Genomic DNA, 26890 nt, shown 5'->3' on the forward strand with positions numbered 1-26890 from the left:
GCTCATATGCTTAAATCCTTTACTGCATTGGATTTACAACATTTAAAAGCTATTTTGCTTTACAGTAATTTTATTTTATTTTTGCTTTCCTTTAAAATTTAGACTATATAATATATGTCACTTATTCAGAAAATCAGGGACAAGTATGCTACGATGACCGTGGTAGTTATTTGCTTGGCGATTGTAGGTTTCTTATTACAAGACGCTTTCTTCGGAAAAGGTTCCTTAATGGGCTCTAGTACTTCCGTTGGTGAAGTGAATGGTAAAGAGTTAGATATTGCCCAGTACAATAATATGATCGACATAGCCGAAAGGAATCAAGCGGCTCAATACCAGTTGGACATGGATGAGTCTATGCGCCAAAGCATTCGTGAGCAAGTATGGCAACAGTTCATCAACCAGCAGATCTTATCTGAAGAGTATGAAAAGTTGGGTATCGTTGTCACCGATGAAGAGGTAACCGATCAGTTTTTAGGAAACAATCCTAACCCGCAGATCGTTCAGATGTTTACCGATCCTAAAACCGGTGTGTTCAACCGCGAGATGATGATCCAAGCAATTCAATCGGGCCAGTACAGCCAAGATTTCTTGAATTTGGAGCAAGGTATTAAACAACAACAGTATACTACTAAGTATTTGGCGTTGGTTACTAAAGCTATCAATTATCCTAAATGGATGCAGGAATTGCAAGTTAAAGATGGTGAGAAAGCTGCTAATATATCTTATATACAAGTTCCATATGCTTCTATAGCAGATAGCACCATTAAATTGACTGATGCCGAGTTGAATGATTATATTCAGAAACATAAAGATTTATTCCCAGCTGAAGAGAGCCGCAGGGTAGAATTTATTTCTTTCGATGCGATTCCTTCCGCGAAAGATACTACCGCGGTATTAGAATCGTTAGCTAACTTGAAATCAGCCATGGACAGTTTATCTAATGATGATATCCCTACTTTTATCAATGCTAACTCTGATAATAAATATTTTGATGCTTATGTTCCTTTGAGCATTATCCGTGTTCCCGAAATTGATTCTATCAAAGCATTGAGTATCGGGCAAACATACGGTCCTTACTTTGATGGCGGTTTAATAACATATGCTAAAATGGTGGATCGCAAAACATTGCCGGATACCGTTGAAGTAAGGTATATTGCTATGAGTAGCCAACCCGCTATTGATTCGGCAGTAAAAGCCAGAATTGATAGCATAAGCACCGTAATTAAAAATGGCGGTGACTTTGCGGCCTTGGCCAGCGAGTTCTCTGAAGATAATTCTACCGCTCAAAACGGAGGAAAGTTCACAGTTACTCCCGCAGGTAATTTCTTTGAAGAAGGAAAGGATTTTGCATTGAATGGAAAGAAAAACGAATTAAAAGTTATCAAAACTAATTTTGGTTACTTGTTAATGCAGATAATGGAACAAAAGAATTTCGGAACTGCATTAAAAGTGGCTTACCTGTCTAAAAAAGTTGAACCAAGTCAAGAAACTTCAAGGGCGGCATATGCTAAAGCAAGCGACTTTGCAAGTAAAAACAGGGATCGTAAAACTTTTGATAATACTATCCGTGAGGAAGGTCTCAATAAAGGAATTTCTGAAGACATCCGCCCAATGGATTTCGTAATCCCTGGTGTAGGATCTGCGCGTGACCTTGTACGTTGGGCTTACAGCGCCAATATCGGTGATGTTAGCGGCGTATTTACAGTTGATTACAAAAATGTAGTAGCTGTATTAACAAATGTAACCGATAAAGGTACCTTAAGCTTGAATGAAGTACGTCCTAGGGTTGAAGCGGAAGTTAGGAAAATTAAAAAGGCAGACCAGATCATCAGCAAGTTAAAAAATCCTGCTACTATTGAAGCTGCCGCGGAAGCGACTTCACAGCCAATTCAAAAAACAGAAGGGGTAACCTTTACAATGCCGTCTATTGCTTCTATTGGTTATGAACCACGTATTGCCGGCGCCGCGTTCAATAAAAACTGGGGTGTTGGTAAAGTAAGCGCTGCCATTGAAGGTAACACCGGCGTATTCGTAATCAAGGTTGATGAATATGTAGGTAGCGAGCAACCAAAACCAGAATACGAAAATCAACGTAAGATTTACGAACAATCTTTAAGCAACTTCTGGATGAATCAATTGTCGGAAGTATTCCGTAAGAAAGCGGATGTTGAAGATAACCGTGCGAAATTCTTCTAATAGCAATAAAACTATATTTTATATATAAAACCCTGATCATCTTGATCAGGGTTTTTCTTTTTAAGCAGGCTCTTTTATAAAATGTTAAAAGATCTGGCCGGGAGGTGTATGGAACAGCTATCGGGAAAGGCGTCCCTGAATATTTCGTAAATTTGTAAGAATAATTAATCACCATGGACGAAATTGTAAATAAAGTAGCACAAAGCGGACTGATTACCTTGGACCTGGAACAATTTTATCCCAAGCAAGCGCCGGCAGTTTTTGATCTAAAGGATTTCCTTTTCATGGAATTAATCCTGAAGGAGAAAGATTTTAGGACGGCATTGCAACAGGTAGACTGGGAACAATACCGCGACAAAAACGTTGCAATTATATGTTCCGCCGATGCCATTATTCCCGTTTGGGCATATATGTTAGTAATGACCTATTTAGAGCCTGTAGCAAATTTTGCTATGTTTGGAAATGAAGAATCCGTATTGCAAACGGCGTACCTGGAAAATATAAGATCGATCGATATTAATGAATATATTGATAAACGTATTGTAATTAAAGGATGTGCTGATAAATCTATCCCTGAAGCGGCGTATGTAGAAATCACCAGGTTATTGAGACCCGTAGTAAAAAGTATCATGTACGGGGAGCCTTGTTCAACAGTTCCGGTATATAAAAAGAAATAAGGATACTTTTTCCTTCGGAAGTCAAACAAATTGAAAGAAAATTTATGATATAAAATCATTGTTGTCCGACTAAATTTTCAATGTGGAAGAACAACGATCTCCGTTAAAGGCTCGACTCAATGCCCATCTGCCCGTTTCTTGTTCTTTTTTGCTTGCCCAAAATAGTACAAGAAAAGAGCACAAATTGGCCTTTACGGCCGCCAATTTGATCGCACGATGGAGTTTTTGTGCTACTTGTATCACCAGGCTTTCGTTCGCTATCAACAGTGCGGAGCATTCTTGTTTTCTTGCGGGAGCTACCCTGTATGTAGAACATATCATCCTTAGCCGGTATTCCATAACTGGCAAGGAATACAGCAAAGCTTGAATCAATTTTAATCGGACAACAATGATATAAAATTGTTGTTCCTAGGTTGGAACAAGATTATATTTATTCCTATCACCTGCCAATATTTAAATAAGCATTATGCAGAAAAAAGACTGGATAGGTGTTGTTATTGTAACAATGTTAATAGCTTATGGATTACAAGCGTGCTCGGGTTGTAATGATAAGCAAGAGAAGAAAATTAAAAAGGAGCAAGCAGAAGTTTCAGCAAGTCAAGATTCTATTGACTATTGGTTAGATAACCGTGTTGTAAACTGGAAAGGTTGGATGGACACCGCTTTTGCGGAGCCGTTTGACGTGGATAGTTTAGACGCTTTTGCTATGGATACGATTAATGCTTTTACTACCATGATGACAGAAGATCGGTTTAAGCAATTTTCGCCGTATTTTATTTATAGCCCCGATAAGAAAATGGCAATTGATATGATCAGTTATGGTACCATCCTGGAAAAAGATAGTAGGGGCAAATTTCAGTTGGAAGGAGGGGAACCGGATTCGGAAGTTGCCATAGTTGATATCGCGTCCAAGGTCAGGAAGCGCATTTTATTTGTTGGGCCGAGCATTATTTTGAAAGAAGCGACTTGGATAGATAATTATTCTATTATCATAGTAGGGGCGATGAGTGATGATGAGGGAAGATATTTCCCGATGGTTTGGAAATACAATTTAGCATCAGGGGAATTATTGAATTGGTCCACCAACAAATCTTTAGAAGCAAAAGCGCCGAAAGACACTTTATCTAAAACCATTTCCGCTTCCGGAAAAAAATAATCATTCCCAGCAAGATTATAAACATGGCGCCCAGGGTATAAAAATATCCATTCTGGGCTTTTAATTCCGGCATATTATTGAAATTCATTCCGTAAATACCGGCAATCAAGGTTAAAGGCGCCATTAAAGTTGTAACAACGGCCAACAACTTCATGACTTCATTCATCTTGAGATTTGTTTGCGTATGGTATAGCTCTTGGAGGTTTACCACCATATCCCGGTAGTTGTCGGCAAGGTCATTGGCCTGTATGATATGATCGTAGACGTCTTTAAAGTATTTCTCGGTGTTCTCCTGCAAAAGATCATTATCCGATTTTATAATTCCATTTACAACTTCACGAACGGGAGCAATCGCCCTTTTTAAAAACAAGGTTTGTTTCCGCAGGTGATTGATATGTGCAAGCGTCCTGTTATCGGGCCGGCGGGGGATGATATCCTCCATCATTTCTATCCGTTCCCCTAATTTATCTAGCACGAGAAAATAGTGATCCACGATAACATCTAACAGGGAATATAGCAAGTAATCAGCGGGCGCTAACCTTAATTTTGAATTAGAGATTCGCAACCGGTTGCGGATCATATCGAAGACATCCCTTTTGGGATCTTCCTGGAAGGAAATAACGAAATTTTTCCCCAGGACCATGCTAACCTGTTCCTGTTCTACTATACTGTGTTGGGGATTGAAATAGAGCATGGGCAGTAAACAGAATAATGTATTGTCAATTTCATCCATTTTGGCGCGTTGCCCTACACTCAGAATATCTTCCGTTAAAAGTGGGTGTATTCCGAAATGTTTCGATAAATCGGAAACATTTTGCTTATTGATACCATCAACATTTATCCATTTAATAGTATTTCCCCCGGAATGTTGAAAACAATCGCTGGCCTCGGTATAAAATTTTTCCGCTAATGAATGTACGTCGTAATCAAATACTGTTATTTTAACTTCTGCTGCATCCTCCCTCGTAGCGGGGTTGATAGTTGGGTTGTAGTTCATGATGCGCTGCTTCTTAGGTCGGAAGGCAGCAAACATATCGACGAAAGGAATGTTAATCAAGGGCTTTTTCTTATCCATATGTATTATCCATTTCTTTACTAGCAAACTACGAAATAAATTGGAAGGGACATGAAAAAGCCCCGGCATATTGCCGAGGCTATAGTTTTTAGATGAGTTGGTTTTAATATCTTAAAATTTAGGCAGGTTGATTACCGGCGGAGTTGTATTAGGTGTATGTTCAAACATATCGCCTCGTTGGGCATTGGCAGGGATAAATCCTGATGTCCAAAGATAGAACCATGCACCATCGGCGCCACCACCATAATCGAGGCGGTCATTCGCTCTCGCGGTTGCGTCGTTCGTAAATTTTGCGGTATTCAGGGGATACCATTCTCCTTGTGGTGTTTTGATCCAATGGTTTCCGAAGAATCCTTTACGGTGAAGGTTCCCGTTTTCAAACGAGAAATTTTCGAGGAAAGAATATAAATGGCCCATATATTTACCATCTTTCGGAGCGCGGAAACTGGCAATCAACTTCCATTCATTATGTTCCGGAACGAAGAAGTATGCCGTATAAGTGGTATGCGATCCTTCAGGAACACTATGCATTAAGAACTTGTAAGTATTACCGGCTTTCCAATTATATAGCCAGTGGCTATGGCCACCGGTGCCTTCACCACCGAAACCGCTGGCAACAACGCTGTCGCCCTTAGCTAGTAAGCGAACTTGGTCTTCGTATTTCACGTTATCCCGGGTTTCAGGTTCACCACCCGCGTCCCAAACGGAAAATATGATCCTCCTTTCTGTAGGGGAATTAACCTGCATGCCGAAATAGCCGCGGTGGAAGCCACAACTCATAAAATACGTACCGACTTTATCTTCACCTTCGGGCACTTTAATTTCACCGTAGAACCATTCAACTTCTTTACCTGCTGGCGGGGTGTAATTTAAGTGAACAGAAGCAGAGCGGCGCCAGGGCTTAGGGTTGAATTGAATATTTTTTGTTGCGGAACCTTCCAGTTTAATGCTGTTAATATCAGCGAAAACATCTCCAGATTTTTTTACACCGCTAACGGCGATATCATAAAATCCCGCTTTTTTAATCTTTGTTTTAAGAACTTCCCTATCTGAAAACTCGCTACCCACGGGTACCTCAACGTTTTTATTTTCACCGTTTACCGCGATGTTTACAGTGGCGGCAGCATCTGCTTTGGCATTTAGGATGACTTTTAATGAGCCGGGATTACTAATATGGCAATAAAAGTGAACCGTAGTATTGGCATCATTCCATTTAACGACACCCCGTCTTTGAGAAATATTAACACCTTCCTCCGCGGGAGCCGCGTACGCTGTGAAGCCGGGAAGAATGGCAGGAGTAGATTGCGCTAAAGAGGTAGCATAAGCACTACAGAGTAGCAACAGCAACCCAAGGAATTGCTTTTTCATAATTACGTGTTTAATGTACACTTACAAATAAATACCTTCCCATTATGGTTTGCAACCGCTTCGGTAAAATTTTACATTCAACTGAGAGTATAAATATGGCAGAAATATAAGATAGGTATTAGGGGATTAACTGTACGAGTACGAAATCATTTCCATAAAGGTCTGCAAAATGCAAGAACTTACTACCCGGAGCTGTGGCGGGGGCTTGATTTATCGTGATATTTTGATGTAATAAATTTTTGTAAAAGCCATCGAAGTCATCGGTATATAAAACAGCGAGAGGTTGACCACCGGTTTGTTTTCCCACTAATTTCAATTGCTCTTCCCCGGCGGCCGCGAGGAGCCAGAAGGCGCATTGACTGTTCCCGAACCCTACATGTAAGTATCTTTCTCCCCCGGGAAGAGCCTCATCGTAAAGCACCTTAGCTCCAAGTTTGTTTACATAAAACTGGTATGCTTGTTCATAATCGTTTACAAGGATTACGATTCTGCCTAGGGAAGTGTTCATAGAAAGAAATTTTGGATTAAGCGGGGACTATGAGGCATTGGCTCCAGTTGACGAAGGAAGCGGGAAACACTTTTAGAATTAAACCCACTTCCCGCATGGTCGCCTTACCTTCTTCAACAACACCTAATAGTTTTACGACGCCATTTTCAACCAAACCGTAATATTTACTATTACCCGTTTCCAAAGCGAAACCGTTTTCAACGAAACCTTCGATACCTTGAAAGGCAACGCTACCAGGCTCCCCCGCGTTGAGTAGCTTGGCCAGTTCGAATAAGGGTATATATAAATTAGGAGTGCCAATTAATTTCCTAACATGGATCCTTTTAAAAGCCCGGTGATCCTCGTCGATCTCCTTGCTTTCATTCATCCAAATTTCCTTGATCTCATCTACTTCTTCGCCGGCAATTACCAATTTTTTCGGATGAATAAATTCCTTTTGCCGCCATTCATCTTCATGAAGATAAAGCGTGAAATCGGGGAAAGGCGCCTTTTCCGCGAGGTTCGGTAACTCGCTTGAAATGGTGGGAATGCTATATAGCGTATCCCTGGGGTCTAATTTTTCGATCTTCTTCAATTTGAGGGTCAGTTGTTGGGTTTCTTTAAAAACACTTGCCAACAGCGGGTTTGCATCGATCACCTGCCATTCATCTTCACCGATATTGAGTGTGGTTTGTTTTTCAAAAGATTCAGGTAATTGGGAAATAGGAACATTGGAGGAAGCAAAAGTTTCCCCGGAATCTATGTCTATAAAGTGCACCACTACATCTACATGTTGATCGTTCGACATATAAACTAATTATAAAAAAATTCAGATATCTAAATAGCTACAAAACATTACCGTAAAAGGCGGAGAATGGGAGAACCCCAAGTTTGTAGTGTCTATAAAATTAGTAGCATTTTTTTTCAGAAGCAAGCATTCACCCTGTATTATCGAAAATCTTAATAAAAAGGGCTAAAATTTTACCGTTTTCTAGGTTTTTTATACTTAATCTGGACTTTAGCGACCCCGGAGCGCACCATTCCAAGTTTCTTGGCTGCTTTTTTACTCAGATCCACGATTCTTCCCGCAACGAATGGGCCACGGTCATTGATCGTTACTTTTACCGTTTTCCCATTATCCAGGTTTTTCACTTTTACAACTGTTCCGAATGGAAGCGTTTTATGGGCGGCAGTTAATTTTCTTTGCTTAAAAGTCGCGCCGCTGGCGGTTTTACGTCCTTCGAATTTGTCAGCATAGTAAGATGCTTTTCCTTTTTCAATTACTTTACTACTGCTGCAAGCAACAGTAGTAAAGTAAATAAACAGGCATAAGATTCCCGTTACATTTCTTATCATACTATTCATTATATAGTCGACACAGTTATATGAATAACAAATATAATATATTTGTCGTTTTAAGAGTTCAACATACCTTTTAAACTTTCATTTTTATTCCGGAGATCCGGCCCTGACTCTAAAATTGATTTGAGGTTAGCCAGGTAGAAAGTCCAGCCCGCCATACAGTCCAGGTGGTATTTTGCTTTGGCTTCGTCGGTAGTAGGAATTTCTGATTGGGTCAATTCGACGATATGGGTTCCGCCTTCTTTTTTAATGGTCACGGTAACGATACAATCACCGGCAAATGAAAATTGGATGGTATCAACCTGGTTGGTATCCAACACTTTTCCATTTTCCGCGGTATCATCTGAATAGCCGTACCATAGCCATTTGTATTGGTCTCCTTGTTGGACATGATCTGACTTGCCGCGCTTTTTACCTTCTTCGGTTAAGAAAGAAGCAGTCCTCAGGAACCATTTCTCCAACCCGGCTTGCGTTGACCAGGCATTGAAAATATCTTTCAAGCTGGCGTTAATGTCAATACGTTTTGTAAACTGGCTCCAGTCGTAATGTTGCATGGTATTTTATTTTTGAGATGATAAATTAGCAGGCAACAGGTGAAATCAAAAACAATTACAGTTTTCTTTGCATAATGGCATCATTCATAAAAAAGCCATTCCCGATATCGATATCTTCTTCACCTACCTTAATAAAACCAACGCGTTCGTAGAATTGAATCGCGTTATTATCCCTATTTACATTTAAGGATATAAATTGTTGTGCAGATACCTTGCCAATTTTGCAAACTTCATCCATTAATGCCTTGCCGATGCTTTTTCCTTGCATAGTAGGCAATACATATATTTTATGAAGCTTTACAATGGGTTCATTTTTGTAATTCAATTCATAAGAGGCGTACCCTGCGGGAAGTTCATCGCTATAAGCTATGATATATTTGTGATTCAGTTCCGTCATTTGGCGGGTGATGGCATCGGTGCTGTACATCATATCCAGCATGTATTCAATTTGTTGGGGAGATAAGATTTTTCCGAATGTTAACGGCCAGGTTTCTTTCGCAATGTATTGAATAACTGGTATTTCACGGAGGTGAGCCGGCAATAAATGTAGCATGGTAAATTTAAATTAGGTTTGTCAATTTCCTTAATTCCGGGCTGATTTCAAATTTATTTTCTGAGTAATGCAAAAATGGCTTCTTTTTGCTCAGAAGTAACCATTGAACGATTGTAAGCTAAGTAAATAGTATTGGTTACGGGACTATATCCCGGCCAAATTTTAATTAACTGCTTGTCTTTCAGGGCATTTTTTACCAGGTAACCGGGTAAAACACTCAAAGATTTCGTGGAAACAATCGTTTTGGCAATCGAATCTAAATCCGGGATGATGAAGTTTGGATGCACTTGCGGCCTACTTTGAAAATTCACGAGCCAAAATCTTCGTATCAATGCTAGGTCGCTGCTATAGGCTAGCCATTTTTGCATTTCGAGCCACAGGGCCACTTTTGCGGGTTCTGCTGCGGCAATTAATTTTTTGAACGGTTTTATATTTAGCTTGGGGCTACCCACCAGGATCAAATGCTCTGTAAATATTTCATCGAATTGGATGCCTGCCAATTCTTTCTTCTGGTTAGCGATCACGAAATCGATTTGCCCCTTTTGCAATTTTTGTAGCAGCGTTGCTGTAATATCGAAATCGAAGTGAAATTTATAAGTTGCTTTAGCGATCCGCGGCGCGATATTGGCGTGAAAAAATTCGCGGGCAGTCCCGATTGATATCGTCGGATCTAATTTCAAAGCATTTTTTTGGAAGCTGTCTTCTATAGCCTCAAGTTGCTGTAACGGCGCTACCAGCCTCGTGTATAACTCCTTTCCCAGCGGTGTCGGAATCATTTTTCTCGCGGTACGTTCGAACAGCGGTTTCCCGGTATAGTTTTCGAGCGCAGCCAAATGCTGACTTACATTCGGTTGCGAGATCAGCAGCTCTTTGGCGGCGCCTGTTAGCGTTCCGGCTGTATAAATTGCTTTAAAAGTGCGGTACCACTCAAGATTAACCATAGATTGATCTATAAAAATATTTATAATATGGTATAAATCTTATTATTTAATTTATAATAGAAATAACCTGATTTTTGCAAAGCTAATAAAGTTTAAAATTCATCGATCATGATCATGAAAAGAGTGACTCAACTAAAAGACATTTTATTTGTATTTCTTGTAAGTGCTGCATTGATCAGCATTTCAAGTTGTGGTAATCAAAGAACTCAATCAAAAAAAATTGATATGAAAAAGAAAGTATTATTTGTATTAACCAGCCACGATCAACTGGGTAATACGGATGAAAAAACGGGGTATTGGCTTTCCGAAGCTTCGCATCCCTGGCACGTTTTTAAAGAAGCAGGATATGAAATGGATTTCATGAGTCCGAAGGGCGGAATGCCCCCGGTTGACGGAAAAGATACTACGGACCCGGTGAACCAAGCATTTATGAATGATGCTAAAGTGCAGGAGAAATTAACGCATACTTTGACACCCGGGCAGGTAGACCCTAAGGATTATGATGTAATATTATATGTAGGTGGACATGGCGCGATGTGGGACTTGCCTAATGTGCCGCAAATAGCCACCATAGCAGCTAACATTTACGAAAAGGGAGGTATTGTGGCCGCTGTTTGCCACGGACCGGCCGGCTTGGTCAATATAAAGCTTAAAGATGGCGAATATCTCCTAAAAGGTAAAACTGTAGCAGGTTTCACCAATGAAGAGGAAGAGAAAAGGGGCCTTGGTAAGGTTGTACCATTTCTATTAGCCGACAAGCTGGAAGAAAGGGGAGCAAGGCATGTGGATGCCCCTATGTGGACCGATCATATAGAGGTTGACGGCCGTTTAATTACCGGTCAGAACCCGGCTTCGGCAACGAGCTTAGCCAAGGCAATAGTGAAAGCTTTGGATGCGAAATAATCAATATTGATTTAATAGGTAGTATTCCTAACTATTTTTTCATTAAAATGAAACCATTTATATTGAATTTGTAGTTATTTATGTAGGATAGATTTAGTTTCATTTATGGATAATTATGAATAGGTGTTGATAATTGATATAGCTAATCATCCGTATCATAATACAATTCTTCATTTCGCGGGGATCATTGTTCTTTTTTAGATTTCGTGTAGTCGATAAAGTTATATCAACAAATTATAAACATACAATCTGTTTATAGAGCTATAAATATTTTTTTCAAACCCGGTGGTAGTAATTATCACCGGGTTTATTTTTTTTGATATATTAATAGAAATATCCAGTGAAGTTCTTAATAATTTAAAAGGGAACAAAGCGGAACGTTTTTTGTTAAGAGTACATAAATTTTTAATCCCATGCGCCTATTTTTGATCACCGCCTTTTTCCTGTTGCCATTGGGCATCTTGGCTAAAGACCTTAAACCTGGATTTGATCCGCAAGAGTATTTATCAGCCTTAAAATTGCCTGAAAGAGAAGATAGTTTGGATAATGAGAAAGATTACAACGGGTACAAATTTTTGTACTTGTCACCGGAAGTAGGATTGTTTAACCGGTGGTCTCTTTGGGAACGTAAGAGTGATGGTGTGATCGTGATTAAAATCAGGGGAACGGTTCCAAAGAATGAAAGCTGGTTGGCAAATTTTTATGCCGCGATGATCCCCGCTATTGGAAGTTTGCAATTTGATGATACTACGCGGTTCGATTACCAGTTGGCGGCGCCCGGTACCAAGGCGTATGTTCATACAGGTTGGACAGTGGCATTGGGTTACATGGTGCCTACGATAGTATCTAAGCTTCTCGAGCAATACAGCGCCGGGAAAAGATCATTTATAATATTAGGCCACAGCCAAGGAGGAGCGATTGCATTCTTGCTGAGATCATATCTATATTATAATAAGCAAATCCCCAGGGATATTACAATTAAAACCTATTGTAGTGCAGCGCCCAAGCCGGGAAATTTGAATTACGCTTATGACTTTGACTTTATCACCCGCGGCGGTTGGGCATTGCGAGTGGTAAATACTGCCGACTGGGTACCTGAAACGCCTTTTTCTTTGCAAACATTAAAGGATTTCAACGATGTTAGCATTTTTATGAACGTTAAACCGAGACTGAAAGAATTGAACTTTTTTGTTCGGCTATATGCCAAATCTGTTTATAACAAGATGAACCGTACCACGAAAAGGTCGCGGAGGCGTTTTAACAGGATCCTTGGCCATAGGGTGTACACGTTGATAAAGAAAACGCTACCGAATTTTAAGGAACCGGAATATGCCAACTCCCATAATTACATGCTCGCCGGCGTACCGGTTGTTTTATTTGCCGATGGGGAATACTTCAAAAAGTTTCCGTTTGACGGCAAAAACGTATTTGTTCACCACGCTTTCGAGCCGTATGAATATTTAGTTGAAAAGTATTATGGTCACCGGTGATGAGCCCAGTGTTATTACCGGTTATTATTGAAAGTGTCTCCCTGGCGGATATCCCCGGTTTCATAACCTTTCTTAAACCAATACATACGCTGTTCGGAAGTGCCGTGAGTGAAGGCATCAGGAACAACGTAACCTTGGGATTCTTTCTGTAAACGGTCATCCCCGATAGCATTGGCAGCGGTAAGTGCTTCGTCGATATCCCCGGGTTCAAGTACATCTTTCATTTTTTGATCGTAATGCGCCCAAAGCCCGGCGTAAAAGTCAGCCTGGAGCTCCAGGCGAACGGAAAGCTTGTTATAATCTGTTTCGCTCAATTGTTGCCTCAGTTCTTGAACTTTCCTGCTGGTGCCTAGTAAATTCTGTACGTGGTGACCAACTTCATGGGCTACCACGTAAGCCATGGCAAAGTCGCCGGGCGCTTGGAAGCGATCCTTTAACTCTTGATAAAAAGACAAATCAATATATAATTTTTCATCCGCGGGACAGTAAAACGGCCCGCTAGCGCTGGATGCGCCACCGCAAGCTGATTGAACATTGCCGGTAAACAATACCATGGTCGGCGCTTGGTAGCTGCGGTTCATTTCGGAGAATATTTGTGACCAAACATCTTCTGTATCAGCTAAAACCACCTTGACGAAATCGGCTAATTGCTGCTCTTCCTGGGAAATTACATGCTGGTTATTTTGGGTAGTTCCCGTGTTGGAGTTTAACAGCTGGGAAGGATCTCCTCCCATAAAGTAGACGATAATAGCGATGACAACGGTTAAAATTCCGCCACCAACAACCATTCCGCCACCTTTGCCCCTGCGATCATCAACATTATCGCTCATACGACGGCCAGACCATTTCATAAGAATAAATTTTAGGGTAAAAATGTACAATTATAAACAGTAATAAAGATATCAAAGTTTGTGAATAAGCAAGTTATATAAAAATAGAGGCCGGGTAAAAACCCGGCCCGGTCGAAGGTTACAACAAAATCTAAACCTGCTTATTTAGAAGAATCTTTAATTATATCTTGATAATGGCTATATATTCATAGCAGCCATCACGGAATGATCTTTGGTTTCTAGTTGGGAGCTGCCCATCAGGAATTCGTCTACTTTCCTCGCACATTCACGGCCTTCGCTGATAGCCCAAACAACTAGCGATTGTCCCCGGCGCATATCTCCCGCTGCAAAAACCTTTGGAATCGAAGTTTGATAGCTTTTTTCCGTGGCTTTCACATTCCCGCGATCATCCAGCTCTACGCCCAGGTTTTCCAATAAACCATCGTGCTGGGGGTGCAAAAAGCCCATGGCTAATAAAACAAGATCACAAGGAATTTCCCTTTCAGAACCGGGAACTTCCGTAAACCTAGCCGGTTTGCCATCTTGGGAAGCCGTCCATTGTAAGTCTACAATTACTAGGCCTTTTAACGTCCCTTCACTATTTCCAACGAATGACTTGGTAGCAATGGCCCATTGACGCGCAGCTCCTTCCTCGTGAGAAGTACTGGTCTTCAGGATCATCGGGTAAGTAGGCCAAGGCATGTAAGCGGTGCGAGATTCCGGGGGTTTCGGCATCAACTCAATCTGCGTGATGGACTTGGCGCCGTGCCTGTTGGAAGTTCCCACGCAATCGGAGCCGGTATCACCGCCGCCGATTACCACGACATGTTTATCATTTGCCAGTAATTCGAACCCTTCAACTGGGCGTTCGGACACCCGTTTATTCTGCTGTTTCAGGAAATCCATCGCGAAATGAACACCTTTCAGTTCACGACCTGGCACGGTTAAATCGCGGGGAATCGTACTACCGCCAGCCAATACAACCGCGTTGTATTCACGGAGCAGGTCATTAACACTAACGTTAACACCCACGTTCGCATTGCATTGGAAGGTAATTCCCTCATCTTCCATTAACTTAACGCGCCTATCGATGATCCATTTTTCCAATTTAAAATCAGGGATACCGTAGCGGAGTAATCCACCGGGAGCATCATCCCTTTCGAAGACGGTAACGGTATGGCCTGCATAATTTAATTGCGCCGCAGCCGCTAATCCCGCGGGGCCTGAGCCAACTACAGCTACCTTTTTGCCGGTTCTCACCCTGGGAGTTTTAGCTTGAACCAAGCCTTTATCAAATGCAATCTCGATAATGTGTTTTTCAATTTCCTCGATAGCTACCGGGGGTTGATTGATGCCAAGCACGCAAGCGCTTTCGCAGGGAGCCGGGCATATTCTACCTGTAAATTCGGGAAAATTATTGGTAGATGAAAGTATTTCGTAAGCTTCTTGCCAATCTTTTCTATAAACCGCATCATTAAACTCCGGGATCACGTTGCCCAGGGGGCAGCCGCTATGACAGAACGGTACACCGCAGTTCATGCAACGTGCCGACTGTTCATTCAGCGTATTATCAGGAAAACGTTGAACAAATTCTTTATAGTGAGAAATCCTGCTTGTCGGAACCTCTTTGCTAGGGTAAACGCGTGTAAACTCTAAGAATCCTGTAGGTTTGCCCATTTCAAATCTTTTTTAAATGATCAATGCTTTTAACTCAATGCCTTATGCTTTCTGCGCTTGTTCGGCCACTTTCGACTTGCTGAGCACGGCTTTGTACTCCTTGGGGAATACTTTCACGAAGTATCTCAATTGACCTTCCCAATCTTTCAGCAAGAACTTGGCAACACTGCTGTTGGTATAAGCATGATGCTTTGTTACCAGGTCATGCAGGAGCGCATTATCTTCGGCTGTAAGCGGATCAATATCTACCATCTCCTTATTGCAGCGGTTTTCGAAATTGCCTTTCACATCGTAAACGTAAGCGATGCCACCGCTCATACCGGCGCCGAAATTGAACCCGGTTTGACCGAGGATGATGGCCCGCCCGCCTGTCATATATTCACAAGCATGGTCCCCGGTGCCTTCTACCACCACGGTAGCGCCCGAGTTACGAACACAGAATCTTTGACCGGCCCGTCCGCGGATGAAGGCTTCACCGGAAGTGGCGCCATAGAAGGCAACGTTTCCGGCGATGATATTATCTTCAGCTTTAAAAGAGCTTTCTGTTCTTGGATAAACGATCAGTTTAGCGCCGGAAAGACCTTTACCGAAATAGTCATTGGCCTCGCCTTCCAACTCCAGGGTAACACCCTTGGTATTGAAAGCGCCGAAACTCTGTCCTGCCGAACCGATGAATTTAAAGTGAATGGTATCCTCCGGCAATCCTTCTGACTTATAAATCTTGGAGATTTCATTCGATAAAATGGTGCCGATCGTACGATCCGTATTTTTCACCGTGAACTCTTGGAAGACCCTGGTTTTCTTTTCCAAAGCAGGTTTGGCCGCTTTGAGTAATTTCCAGTCGATTACTTCGCTGATACCGTGATCCTGTTCCTCTTGCTTATACAAGGGCACGTTTTCAGCGGGTTCTTTGAAGAGGATCGGTTTGAGGTCGAGGTGTTTATATTTCCAGTGATTTACATCATCACGTAATTGCAAGGTATCTACTTGGCCAACCATTTCGTTGATGGATTTGAAACCAAGTTCGGCCATAATTTCCCTTAACTCTTGCACGATGAATTGGAAGAAGTTAACCACATGTTGCGGGTCGCCGTTGAATCTTTTCCTTAATTCCGGATCTTGCGTAGCAACACCGACAGGACAAGTATTCAGGTGACATTTACGCATCATGATACAACCTTCTACCACGAGCGCGGCAGTAGCTACGCCCCATTCTTCGGCGCCGAGCAAGGTTGCGATCGCGATATCGCGACCAGTTTTTAACTGGCCATCGGTTTGAACGGTAACACGGCCACGTAATTTATTTTTAACAAGTGTTTGATGTGTTTCTGCTAATCCCAATTCCCAAGGTAAACCGGCATGTTTGATAGAACTCAATGGTGAAGCACCTGTACCGCCATCATGACCCGCGATGAGAATCACATCGGCATGAGCCTTGGCCACACCCGCGGCGATAGTGCCGACGCCTGCTTTAGAAACCAATTTCACAGAGATGCGCGCCTCGCGGTTCGCATTTTTCAGATCGTAGATCAATTGCGCCAGGTCCTCGATAGAGTAAATATCGTGATGCGGAGGAGGCGATATCAAGCCGACACCCGGTGTTGAGTGGCGCACTTTCGCGATCCAATCATCTACTTTATGCCCCGGTAATTGCCCGCCTTCGCCGGGTTTCGCTCCCTGGGCCATTTTAATTTGTAGCTCATCAGCATTGGTAAGATAATAGCTGGTAACCCCGAAGCGACCTGAAGCAACCTGCTTGATAGCGGAGCGCATGGAATCGCCGTTAGGCAATAACTGGTAGCGGATCTCATCTTCACCGCCTTCGCCCGTATTACTTTTCGCACCGATACGGTTCATCGCGATAGCAAGGGTAGAATGCGCTTCATGGGAAATGGAGCCAAAACTCATTGCCCCGGTAGCGAAGCGTTTGAAGATGCTCTCAGCAGGCTCTACCTGGTCTACCGGGATCGGTTGACGGTTTCTCTTGAAAGTGAATAAGCTCCTTAAAGTGCAGGCTTTTTCGCTTTGATCATTTACCGTCTTCGCATATTTTTTATAAATATTATAATCGTTCTGGCGGGTTGCAAACTGCAACAGGTGAATCGATTGAGGGTTGAAGAGATGGAATTCCCCTTTTCGTTTCCATTGGTAAACACCCCCTTCGGTTAACCTTACTACGGGCGTTTCCTTGCGACCGAAACCCATTTCATGCTTAGCGAGTGCTTCGCGGGCGATCTCGTCCAAGCCGATACCTTGAATCCTGGAAACAGCCCCGGTGAAGTATTTATCAACCGTAAGTTTATTAATCCCCAGTATCTCGAATATTTGGGCGCCCTGGTAAGATTGTAAAGTAGAAATCCCCATCTTGGAGAATACTTTAAACAAACCTTCACAAACCGCCTTGATATAATTCTTCTTCAGTTTATCTACATCGAGCTCAGTTTGTAATTTGCCATTCAGGCGCATATTGCGGATGGTGCTGAGCGCCAAGTAAGGGTTGATGGCAGTAGCGCCGAAACCGAGCAAGCAAGCAAAATGGTGTACCTCCCAAACATCACCGGCTTCCACGATCAAACCAACTTGTCCGCGGTAGCCTTTGCGGATCAGGTGGTGATGCACGGCGGAAGCGGCAAGTAAAGAAGGAATGGCGGCATGTTCGCTATCCAGCGCACGATCGGAAAGGATCAGTACTTCGAAGCCATCTTCCACAGCATCTACCGCGTAGCGGCATAAACGGGCGATCGCTTTTTCCAGCGATCCCGGTTTGCCATCGGCACGGAAGTAAGTATGTAAGGTTTTAGCCTGGAATATTCCGGTATCGATACTGCGGATCTTTTCTAGTTCATAATTTGTCAGGATCGGGTGGCGTAAGGCCAAGCCGTGGCAATGAAGCGGATCTTCATCCAACAGGTTGCCGTTATTTCCGACATAAGTTGCCAAGCTCATCACCAGCCTCTCCCTGATTGGGTCAATCGGCGGGTTGGTAACCTGGGCAAACAGTTGTTTGAAATAACTGGAAAGGTGCTGTGGTTCTTCGCTCAGAACGGCCAAAGGAACATCCGTGCCCATGGAGCCGATCGGCTCTTTACCGGTAGTAGCCATAGGGCCGATGATATTACTCAAATCTTCGGTGGAGTAACCGAAAGCCCTTTGGTATTTGAAGATTTGTTCCTGTTCCAAGTGCGTATAAGTAACCCTTGGCTCAGACAATTCTTCGAGGCGGATCTTGTACTTATTCAGCCATTCGGCGTAAGGTTGTTGAGAGCAGATTTTTTCTTTCAGCTCTTCATCACCGATGATACAACCTTGTTCCATATCTACGACAAACATTTTACCGGGCTGTAAGCATCCGGTTTGTTTGATTTTAGCTGGATCAAGCGGTAATACGCCGGCCTCGGAAGCCATTACAACGTAATCATCCGTAGTAACAGCAAAGCGGGAAGGACGTAAACCGTTTCTATCCAGGGTGGCGCCGATGATCTTTCCATCCGTAAATGAAATAGATGCCGGGCCATCCCAGGGTTCCATGATCGAAGCATGGTACTCATAGAAAGCCTTCTTAACAGGATCCATATCCTCGTTGCCATCCCAGGCTTCGGGGATTAGCATCATCATTACATGCGGTAAGGAACGACCTGTTAATGTTAATAGTTCTACTACATTATCCAAACAAGCGGAGTCAGATTGCCCGTCTTCGACGATCGGGGTCAGCATTTCCATTTCTTCGGCGGTGAAATACTTGGAAATAAAGCTTTTTTCACCGGCGCGAAGCCAGTTTAGATTTCCTTTAAGCGTGTTGATTTCCCCATTATGGGCGATAAAACGGTAAGGATGCGCCAGGCGCCAGGAAGGGAAGGTATTAGTGGCAAAGCGGCTATGAATTAAGCCGAAAGCAGATACCATCCTTTCGTCACTGAGATCTTGGTAATAATGACGCACCTGGTAGGTGGTCAATTGTCCTTTGTATATGATTGTTCTGCTGGAAAAAGAACAGATATAAAAGTCAGCTTTGTCTTTCGGTACGCTACATCTCACCGTTTTGGTGATATAATTGCGCAGCACGAATAATTTGCGTTCAAATTCTTCCGTATCGGTAATATGATATGGGCAAGCGATGAATACTTGCTCGATTTCCGGTTCAACGGAAAGGGCCGTTTCCCCGATACCATCGGGCCTGACGGCAACTTTGCGGTAACCGAGTATTTCGAGACCAACTTTTTCGGCGCAGCGGGCGATGATTTCCCTACATTCTTCGCGCCAGCGCGGCTCTTTAGGGAAAAAGATCATACCTACACCATATTTACCGGCATCCGGAAGGCGGATACCTAATTGAAGGCATTCAGCATAGAAAAATTCATGAGGTATTTGTATCAGTATACCTGCGCCATCGCCGGTGGTGATTTCACAACCACAAGCTCCCCGGTGTTCCATATTTTCCAACATGGTTAGCGCGTCTTTAATTACCTGGTGCGATTTACGACCTTTAATATGGGCGGCAAAGCCGATACCACAAGCATCGTGTTCAAACTCCTGGCGGTACAATCCTTGCATTTGGCTCACATCACGCATGGGCAAAAGTTTATTTCGTGGTTTTAATTGGACATACTACTCCCCAACTGGGCATAGCCTACCCCGCGATAAAAATATTTACCGATATTGTCTTGGGAATGGTTTAAAGATACTAAAGGAATGCAAGAAAATTTGCATAAAAGTTTGTTTTATGCAAAAAATTTAGAAAAACATAAAAATTAACCTCTTGAAATTGAATTTTTACGAATATTAAAAGCCAGAATTATGCAAATTTTGTCATTTAGGCATATTATTAGAAATTTTCAATAAAAATTGAAAGAAAATTTAAGGGATATCAAAAAAGGGGGAAGAAATGAAAATATATCGGGGCGTAGAGATAAGGTATGCCTTATCTCCACGCGCGGCATTATTCGAAATAAAAATATACTCTGCCACCATGGGCTGCCACTTTCAATGGTGCGCTCGGGAAACTTTCGTGTTGTAAACGATCCATCGCCGTTAATATATAGATATATTGTTGCCCGCTTTGATAAGCCGTGTCCAGGAAAACCGGGTCGGGCATTTGCGGGACAATGCTCAATATCTTCGTCGCATCGTTCAAATTGAGGGGTTCATTCGGTTTGAACTTATATAAAACATACTGGCGTGTTCTATGTGAAGTATCATCATCCGCCCAATGTATTTCCAGGCCATTGTCTTTTTCGAAAGCATCGATAAAATACGGGGAGAACGGCGCTTTGCCACCCAGCCAAGGCATTTCGGGCACGAGTGCCGGGGTTTTAAATAAATGGTTTTGGAAAGTATCTACGATGCCTAATGGATTATTTGCGAATGATTTAGCGCTAAAAAACATGCTACCTTCTACATGGGGTAAATTCCTGTTAGTAAGCACTTGGCGGGGCAACTCGTAGGGGTCGCTCCAGGCGGCATTGCTTTTTAAACGGTAAGCCCCGTGGCCGATATAGACATGTTTGCCGTAAGCATGGTCATTCCACCAGTTTACCAAAACTTGGTAGCCTACTAACCGGTGACCAAACTCCCAATATAATTGCGGTGTTACATAATCGATCCAACCTTTTTTGAGCCATTTCAACACATCGGCATATAAATCATCGTAATTGGTTTGTCCACCCCGTGTTTGCGAACCTTCGGGGTCGCGGTCAATGTTACGCCAAACACCGAAGGGGGAGATACCGAATTTCACATAGGGCTTTTCCGCCTTGATGACTTGGCTGAGCATTTGAATAATGGTATCCACGTTGTGCCTGCGCCAATCGTCCTGCCGCATACCATTTCCATATTTACGATAAGAATTATAATCCGGGAAATCTTTGCCGGGAATGCGGTAAGGGTAGAAATAATCATCGAAGTGTACCGCATCGATATCGTATCTTTTAACTACATCCTTGATTACCTGGGTCACATAGTCACGTACTTCGGGAATCCCCGGGTCAAAATATTTCGTGTCACCATATGTCACGAACCATTCCGGGTGCAAACGGGTAATATGATTAGAAGCGATGCTACTACGGCGCGTATTAAATACGGCTCGGTAAGGGTTGAACCATGCATGAAACTCCATGCCGCGTTTGTGGGCTTCGGTAATGGCAAAAGCCAGCGGATCATAATAGGGGTTCGGTGCCTGGCCTTGCCTGCCGGTGAGGTATTCTGACCAAGGCTCGAAAGGGGAAAAATAAAAAGCATCTGCCACAGGCCTCACTTGTAAGACAACGGCATTCATACCCATGCGTTTCTGGGCGTCCAGGAGATCAATTAATTCCTGCTGTTGTTGTTGAGAAGGCAAACCCTTCCTGGAAGGCCAGTCTATATTTTCCACCGTGGCAATCCAAACTGCCCTTAATTCGCGCTTGGGAGGTTTTTGTGCGAATAAATTACAGCAGAAGGAAAGCAGGCATATTCCAATTATGATACGCTTCGCCATCAAAAATACTTTACAATAATTCTATCGGCCCCGGTATTTCCGGGGTCACATTACAACTTTTTTATTCCAATTTCATTTAATAGGAGGGGAATATATAGGAACGGTAATATACATTAAATCGTATATACCCAAGAAATTCACATGATTTTCCAAGACCCGTTGTTCACCAATAAATCGGCCAAACTTAGCAGGATTTTACCAATTACTATACTTTACGACCTAAATACTGGGAATAATCCGGTAATATAACTTCATATTCCTGGTGAATCAAGGGAGAAGTCAGCAGGAAATCAGCAGAAGCGCGGTTGCTCGCCATAGGGATGTTCCATACGACACCTAATCTCAACAAAGCCTTGATATCCGGATCATGCGGCAGAGCTTCCATCGGATCCCAGAAGAAAATGATTACATCCAGCTTCCCTTCTGCCACCATGGCGCCGATTTGCTGATCCCCACCGAGCGGACCGCTGAGCAGTTTGCGGACGGGCGTATCTAAATGTTCTTCGATAAGTTTCCCGGTGGTGCCGGTACCGTAAAGCTCGTGCCTACTTAAAACAGTTTTGTTGTAAATAGCCCATTCGAGCATTTCGGCTTTTTTATGGTCATGCGCGATTAAAGCTATGCGCTTGCGCTTTTGAAGAGTCTTGGTTTGTTGCATATTACAAAAATAACAATCGTATTCGTCATTCATAATGACACAAATTGATATAATTTTGTTTCTCTATAAATAAAAACTATAAGTTAATTGTAAAATTCAATGGATCGGGTCGGTATAATTTCGGTCTTTGTGCGGAAGAATCGTTAAATTTGCGGGAGAAAATTATTTAAAATGATTAAAACTGGCAATCCAATTATCAGTATTTATACGGAAATGACGCCCAATCCGGAGACGATGAAGTTTGTGGCCAACAAATTATTGTACCCGCAAAAATCCATCGATTTCCCTACGGCAGCCAGCGCAGCACCATCTCCATTGGCCTCCGAATTGTTTACATTCCCATTTATCAGGGGTGTATTCATCTGTAGTAATTTTGTTACTTTGACAAAAACAGCGGATACCGAGTGGAATGATGTCATCCCCACGATCAAAGCGTTTTTGAAAGAATTTTTAGAAGATAACCGCGCAGTTATTAACGAAGAAGAGATAGAAGAGAAACAACCCGTTTTAAGTGGTGATGAGAGCGACGTGGTAAAAAGAATCAAGGAATTATTGGAGAATTATGTTGCCCCTGCCGTTGAAATGGACGGTGGTGCCATTCAATTCAAAGATTATAACGACGGCATCGTGAAACTGGCTTTGCAAGGTTCTTGCAGTGGTTGCCCTTCTTCCATGATTACCTTGAAAAACGGTATCGAGGGCATGATGAAGCGCATGATCCCCGAAGTGAAGGAAGTGGTAGCAGAAGCTGAATAAGCAGTAGTTTTCTTATCAAATACTTGAAGCGTCCCGCATAATTTTGCGGGGCGCTTTTTTATTGAGAACTTTTCTTTCTTAGCTTTACAACTCCTTAATCAATCTCTGATATGAAATTGCTTGGTTTTTCGCTTGGCATGAGTTGCCTGTTTTTCGCTACAAGCTTGAAAGCGCAAATTAAAATTTCTCCCGGTGCAGAAGGCGCCATTATTACCTATGCTACGCTTAGCAACGGTAAACCTGCGCGGGGCGCTAAAACGATCGTGACCGTAGTTAAAGGGAAAGCAGCTATCCGTTCTTCGCGCGGCGGTAATAGCAGGGAAAGTCAATGGATAGATTATAATACAAAAACGGTTTACCAGGTATTGGAACTGGATCAAGGGGAGCGTTTTGCCTGGGCTAGACCGTTTGCCGGGTTTAACCAGCCGGAATTGCTAAACGGCACAGAAACGGTTGCCGGCATCCCTTGTAAAAAGGCGAAGTTTAATATCAATTCCAATACGGTCGAAGTTTGGTACAATGATCAATATAAAATCAAAGCTACACCCAATTTTACGGTTGGGGCAGACCTAGGGCTTATCGTGAAGATGGTTAGGAATGGAAACTACGAACAACAGATCGTTTCTATCAATACAACTTCGGTGAATGCCGACTCCTTAAGCTGGCCGAAAAGCTTCGGAAGCATCGTGGATGAACCGACATACATGGAGCGCCTCATCAGTAGCCGCTATAAAACAATTGATATTTTTAAGGAGGAACAGGTTTCATGGGGTAATAAAATAAATAACCCGGAAGGTGAGGTGATGAATCAAACGTATCATTTTGCCGGGGGAACGGTTATCGCGAAGAAGGTGCATTTGCCTGAAATCAAAAACGGAACATCACTGTTTGCTAAACTTACCCAGCATTCAAACGGCGATGCATATGATAGGACAGGCTCCGTGTTTGTGATCCCGATGGATCATTCCCAGGACTTTTTACAAGCCTTGGAAAAGGGCATTCAACATATTCCATCTTTCAAAGGCAGGAATGGGAAGACTTACCAGGGCATGATAGCAACAGAAAATTATTCACCGGTATTAGAGCTGATGCGCTTTTTTACACCCTTTGGCGTCAAGCATTTTAACGATAGGGTCAAGATAAAAGGATACCATTGGGCTGATTCGGCAGTTTATAAACAGGAGATTACCGAACTAGCGCCTGCCCTGCAAGGGGATGTTTGGATATGCGTTTTCATTGGCAATTATGATAAAGGCGGGCATACAGTAAGCCTGGAATTGAATTATTATCCCGGTTGGGGCGATGGAGATGCCTCTAAAAAATACTGGTTGCAACCGATTTTCAATACTACTAACGTGATGGAAATGGCCGGGCAGGAATACGGCACTTTATTCGACCGGGATTCATTGACCGTAACGGTTGATATACCCGAAGGGCTAAAAAATATTTCATTGAGATATATTACTACCGGCCACGGCGGTTGGGGTGGCGGAGATGAATTTAACCCCAAGGAAAATCAAATTTTCGTAGATGGGGAAAGGGTTTACCGCTTTGTTCCGTGGAGGGAAGATTGTGCTACTTACAGAACACTAAACCCAGTTTCGGGTAACTTCGGCAACGGCCTTTCTTCCAGCGACCTGAGTCGATCCAACTGGTGCCCCGGCACCTTGACCTTGCCTGTAACTATTTATTTACATGATTTGCAACCCGGTAAACATACTTTTAAAGTTGCCATCCCGCTTGGAAAACCGGAAGGCACGAGTTTCAGTGCGTGGAATGTTAGCGGCGTGCTGAAAGGGGAATTTACGAACGCAGCAGGGGATACAAAATAATATGGAAACGATCTTTCAACAGTTATTAGATAACCTGCAACATATCACTTGGCTGGAGGTCATTGCCGTGGTATTCGGAATTATCAGCGTATTTTGTTCGAAGGCGAACAGCGTTTGGGTGTACCCGACTGGTTTGGTTAGCACGGGTATTTATGCTTACATGTTGGCATTGGATGATTTCAAGTTATACGGTGAAGCCACTTTGAACGTGTATTATTTTGTTATGAGTGTTTACGGTTGGTATCACTGGACGCGCAAGAAAGGGCAAGAAGATACCGTTACCGTGAGCTGGACCAGTAAGCAGGAAATGCTTATTGCAATTGCTATTTCGGTAGTTGGATGGGGGATATTTTATTATTTATTAAGTAATTATTCGGCCTCCGATGTTCCTATTTTCGATGCTTTTGTTTCGGCTACCGCCTGTAGTGGTATGTGGCTGTTAGCAAGACGGAAAATAGAGAACTGGATATTTTTGAATATCTCTAATTTGGTGGCTATCCCGTTATTTGTACATAAAAAATTAGTACTTACTGCTGTATTGACGGTGATCCTGTTCGTAGTGGCGATCTATGGATATTTAAATTGGAAAAAGATTTACCGGCAGTCATTGGCATCGGGGCATTGAGCTATATAAAAAATTGCAATTGAAAAGATTTGTTGTCATAGGCCCTGAGTCAACAGGGAAAAGTACATTGAGCCAGCACTTGGCAAAGCATTACCAAACGGCTTGGGTTCCCGAATTTGCGAGGGGGTACCTGGAGCAAATTGATCGCCCGTATGAAGAGGAGGATCTGTTGGAAATCGCCAAGGGACAATTAGCATTAGAAGATGATAAAGCCACATCTGCCGATAAACTTTTGATTTGTGATACGGATTTGTACGTTATAAAGGTTTGGAGCGAAAGTAAATATGGCGATTGTCATCCGCAGATTTTGCAATGGATTTCTGAGCGCCGGTACGATGGATATTTGCTAACATATATTGATATTCCCTGGACTTATGATCCGCAACGGGAGCATCCCGAACCGGCAGCGAGGGAATATTTTTATAATATTTATAAAGATATCGTTGTTAATTCCGGTATACCCTGGGCTGATATCAGGGGTGGGGAGCAGGAGCGGCTCAGCAATGCAATAAACTTTATCGACCGCTTACTTTGAATTCTTCTTCGGATCTTCCTGTTTCTTCCCGGTAACCAGTTCAACAATATCAGGATCCGGCGCGATATTTCGCATTTGAGTTAAGATATGTCTTTGGCGGGCCGCCGTAATCCTTGCAGGTGGCACGACCGTATATTTGACCGGGTTGGGTAAACATGCCGCGATCATAGCCGCCTGTTCACGGTTAAGGGCGGCGGCGCTTTTATTATAATATGCTTTTGCCGCAGCCTCGATGCCGAAGATGGCATCGCCGGTTTGAGCAACGTTCAAGTACATCTCCAGTATTCTTTGCTTACTCCATAACTTTTCGATCATGAAAGTGAAGTAAACTTCAAGTCCTTTGCGGAACCAGCCACCATGTTGCCAAAGAAAAACGTTCTTAGCTACCTGTTGACTGATGGTACTGGCGCCGCGAATTTTTTTACTTTTTTGATTATGTTTCATGGCTTTTTCGATCGACTTGAAATCGAAGCCGTCATGATCCGGGAATAATTGATCCTCGCTGGCGATTACGGCAAGCTTCGCGTATTGAGAGATCTCATCATAATCGACCCATTTCTTTTGAAAATGTTTTTCCGTGCCCCAAGTTTCCACCCAACTAACGATTTGGGTGATGGTAATAGGAGGGTTCACCCAACGGAGTATGATAATATAAACTAAATGCGCAATAAATAGGAATAACAGTATTTTCTTAATTCTTCGCCAAGTTCTTGGGATAATTCCTTTGAGCTTCATCCAACGAG

The 26890-nt window shown here is 42.8% G+C and carries 23 protein-coding genes; 9 read left to right on the plus strand and 14 right to left on the minus strand.

The features are described 5' to 3' along the window. Nucleotides 1–114 precede the first annotated feature (114 nt). From COR50_RS05245 to COR50_RS05260, 3 genes are all read left to right on the plus strand, one after another. The gene (locus COR50_RS05245) at nucleotides 115–2196 is read left to right on the plus strand and encodes a peptidylprolyl isomerase (RefSeq protein ID WP_098193023.1); all 2082 of its coding nucleotides are present in this window, start codon (nucleotides 115–117) and stop codon (nucleotides 2194–2196) included. Nucleotides 2197–2369: 173 nt separating this feature from the next. After that, complete coding sequence (locus tag COR50_RS05250) at nucleotides 2370–2873, plus strand: DUF2480 family protein (protein WP_098193024.1); 504 nt, start codon at nucleotides 2370–2372, stop codon at nucleotides 2871–2873. Between the two features lie 466 nt (nucleotides 2874–3339). Next, complete coding sequence (locus COR50_RS05260) at nucleotides 3340–4029, plus strand: hypothetical protein (protein ID WP_098193026.1); 690 nt, start codon at nucleotides 3340–3342, stop codon at nucleotides 4027–4029. On the opposite strand, the gene corA is transcribed toward COR50_RS05260, so the two are convergent. The 8 genes from corA to COR50_RS05300 form a co-directional block, all read right to left on the minus strand. Beyond that, the gene (gene corA, locus COR50_RS05265) at nucleotides 3998–5104 is read right to left on the minus strand and encodes a magnesium/cobalt transporter CorA (protein WP_098193027.1); all 1107 of its coding nucleotides are present in this window, start codon (nucleotides 5102–5104) and stop codon (nucleotides 3998–4000) included. The genes COR50_RS05260 and corA overlap by 32 nt on opposite strands. 111 nt (nucleotides 5105–5215) lie before the next feature. Next, nucleotides 5216–6472 carry a DUF3472 domain-containing protein gene (locus COR50_RS05270; protein WP_098193028.1) on the minus strand — a complete coding sequence of 419 codons (1257 nt, stop codon included), beginning with the start codon at nucleotides 6470–6472 and terminating at the stop codon, nucleotides 5216–5218. 118 nt (nucleotides 6473–6590) lie between these two features. Further along, entirely contained in the window at nucleotides 6591–6980 is a 390-nt protein-coding gene (locus tag COR50_RS05275; protein WP_098193029.1) for a VOC family protein, read from the minus strand. 16 nt (nucleotides 6981–6996) lie between these two features. Next, nucleotides 6997–7767, minus strand: coding sequence for a hypothetical protein (locus COR50_RS05280; RefSeq protein WP_098193030.1), 771 nt, complete (start codon nucleotides 7765–7767; stop codon nucleotides 6997–6999). A 173-nt stretch (nucleotides 7768–7940) separates the two neighbouring features. After that, the gene (locus COR50_RS05285; protein ID WP_098193031.1) at nucleotides 7941–8315 is read right to left on the minus strand and encodes a septal ring lytic transglycosylase RlpA family protein; all 375 of its coding nucleotides are present in this window, start codon (nucleotides 8313–8315) and stop codon (nucleotides 7941–7943) included. A 59-nt stretch (nucleotides 8316–8374) separates the two neighbouring features. Then, complete coding sequence (locus COR50_RS05290) at nucleotides 8375–8875, minus strand: SRPBCC family protein (RefSeq protein ID WP_098193032.1); 501 nt, start codon at nucleotides 8873–8875, stop codon at nucleotides 8375–8377. 55 nt (nucleotides 8876–8930) lie between these two features. Beyond that, nucleotides 8931–9428: a GNAT family N-acetyltransferase gene (locus COR50_RS05295; protein WP_098193033.1), complete on the minus strand. Its 498-nt coding sequence runs from the start codon at nucleotides 9426–9428 to the stop codon at nucleotides 8931–8933. Nucleotides 9429–9481: 53 nt separating this feature from the next. Further along, nucleotides 9482–10369, minus strand: coding sequence for a LysR family transcriptional regulator (locus COR50_RS05300; protein WP_098193034.1), 888 nt, complete (start codon nucleotides 10367–10369; stop codon nucleotides 9482–9484). Nucleotides 10370–10594: 225 nt separating this feature from the next. Here COR50_RS05300 and COR50_RS05305 point away from each other — a divergent pair, with 225 nt between their 5' ends. Together COR50_RS05305 and COR50_RS05310 are read left to right on the plus strand one after the other, a co-directional pair. Beyond that, nucleotides 10595–11272, plus strand: a complete 678-nt coding sequence (locus COR50_RS05305) for a type 1 glutamine amidotransferase domain-containing protein (RefSeq protein WP_098196102.1) — start codon at nucleotides 10595–10597, stop codon at nucleotides 11270–11272. 413 nt (nucleotides 11273–11685) lie between these two features. Next, entirely contained in the window at nucleotides 11686–12762 is a 1077-nt protein-coding gene (locus tag COR50_RS05310) for a lipase family protein (RefSeq protein WP_098193035.1), read from the plus strand. Between the two features lie 14 nt (nucleotides 12763–12776). Here COR50_RS05310 and ypfJ read toward each other — a convergent pair whose 3' ends face one another. The 5 genes from ypfJ to COR50_RS05335 all read right to left on the minus strand — a co-directional run bounded on the left by ypfJ (nucleotide 12777) and on the right by COR50_RS05335 (nucleotide 22399). Continuing rightward, nucleotides 12777–13613 (minus strand): KPN_02809 family neutral zinc metallopeptidase, encoded by an 837-nt coding sequence (gene ypfJ, locus COR50_RS05315; protein WP_098193036.1) that lies wholly within the window; start codon nucleotides 13611–13613, stop codon nucleotides 12777–12779. A gap of 177 nt (nucleotides 13614–13790) precedes the next feature. Next, nucleotides 13791–15269: a glutamate synthase subunit beta gene (locus tag COR50_RS05320; protein ID WP_098193037.1), complete on the minus strand. Its 1479-nt coding sequence runs from the start codon at nucleotides 15267–15269 to the stop codon at nucleotides 13791–13793. Nucleotides 15270–15311: 42 nt separating this feature from the next. Continuing rightward, nucleotides 15312–19838: a glutamate synthase large subunit gene (gltB, locus tag COR50_RS05325; RefSeq protein ID WP_098193038.1), complete on the minus strand. Its 4527-nt coding sequence runs from the start codon at nucleotides 19836–19838 to the stop codon at nucleotides 15312–15314. Nucleotides 19839–20205: 367 nt separating this feature from the next. After that, on the minus strand, nucleotides 20206–21741 hold the full coding sequence (locus COR50_RS05330; protein ID WP_198405781.1) for a glycoside hydrolase family 10 protein: 1536 nt from the start codon (nucleotides 21739–21741) through the stop codon (nucleotides 20206–20208). Between the two features lie 205 nt (nucleotides 21742–21946). After that, entirely contained in the window at nucleotides 21947–22399 is a 453-nt protein-coding gene (locus tag COR50_RS05335) for a methylglyoxal synthase (RefSeq protein ID WP_098196103.1), read from the minus strand. A 171-nt stretch (nucleotides 22400–22570) separates the two neighbouring features. Here COR50_RS05335 and COR50_RS05340 point away from each other — a divergent pair, with 171 nt between their 5' ends. From COR50_RS05340 to COR50_RS05355, 4 genes are all read left to right on the plus strand, one after another. After that, nucleotides 22571–23155 carry a NifU family protein gene (locus COR50_RS05340; RefSeq protein WP_098193040.1) on the plus strand — a complete coding sequence of 195 codons (585 nt, stop codon included), beginning with the start codon at nucleotides 22571–22573 and terminating at the stop codon, nucleotides 23153–23155. A 110-nt stretch (nucleotides 23156–23265) separates the two neighbouring features. Continuing rightward, nucleotides 23266–24987 (plus strand): PNGase F N-terminal domain-containing protein, encoded by a 1722-nt coding sequence (locus COR50_RS05345; RefSeq protein WP_232516278.1) that lies wholly within the window; start codon nucleotides 23266–23268, stop codon nucleotides 24985–24987. A gap of 1 nt (nucleotide 24988) precedes the next feature. Then, nucleotides 24989–25612: a nicotinamide riboside transporter PnuC gene (gene pnuC / locus COR50_RS05350; protein WP_098193041.1), complete on the plus strand. Its 624-nt coding sequence runs from the start codon at nucleotides 24989–24991 to the stop codon at nucleotides 25610–25612. A 19-nt stretch (nucleotides 25613–25631) separates the two neighbouring features. Continuing rightward, nucleotides 25632–26147 carry an AAA family ATPase gene (locus COR50_RS05355; RefSeq protein WP_098196105.1) on the plus strand — a complete coding sequence of 172 codons (516 nt, stop codon included), beginning with the start codon at nucleotides 25632–25634 and terminating at the stop codon, nucleotides 26145–26147. Here the strand turns inward: COR50_RS05355 and mtgA are convergent. Continuing rightward, nucleotides 26139–26882 (minus strand): monofunctional biosynthetic peptidoglycan transglycosylase, encoded by a 744-nt coding sequence (mtgA, locus tag COR50_RS05360; protein WP_098193042.1) that lies wholly within the window; start codon nucleotides 26880–26882, stop codon nucleotides 26139–26141. The genes COR50_RS05355 and mtgA overlap by 9 nt on opposite strands. Nucleotides 26883–26890 lie beyond the last annotated feature (8 nt).

Source organism: Chitinophaga caeni (assembly GCF_002557795.1).
Taxonomy (GTDB): Bacteria; Bacteroidota; Bacteroidia; order Chitinophagales; family Chitinophagaceae; genus Chitinophaga; species Chitinophaga caeni.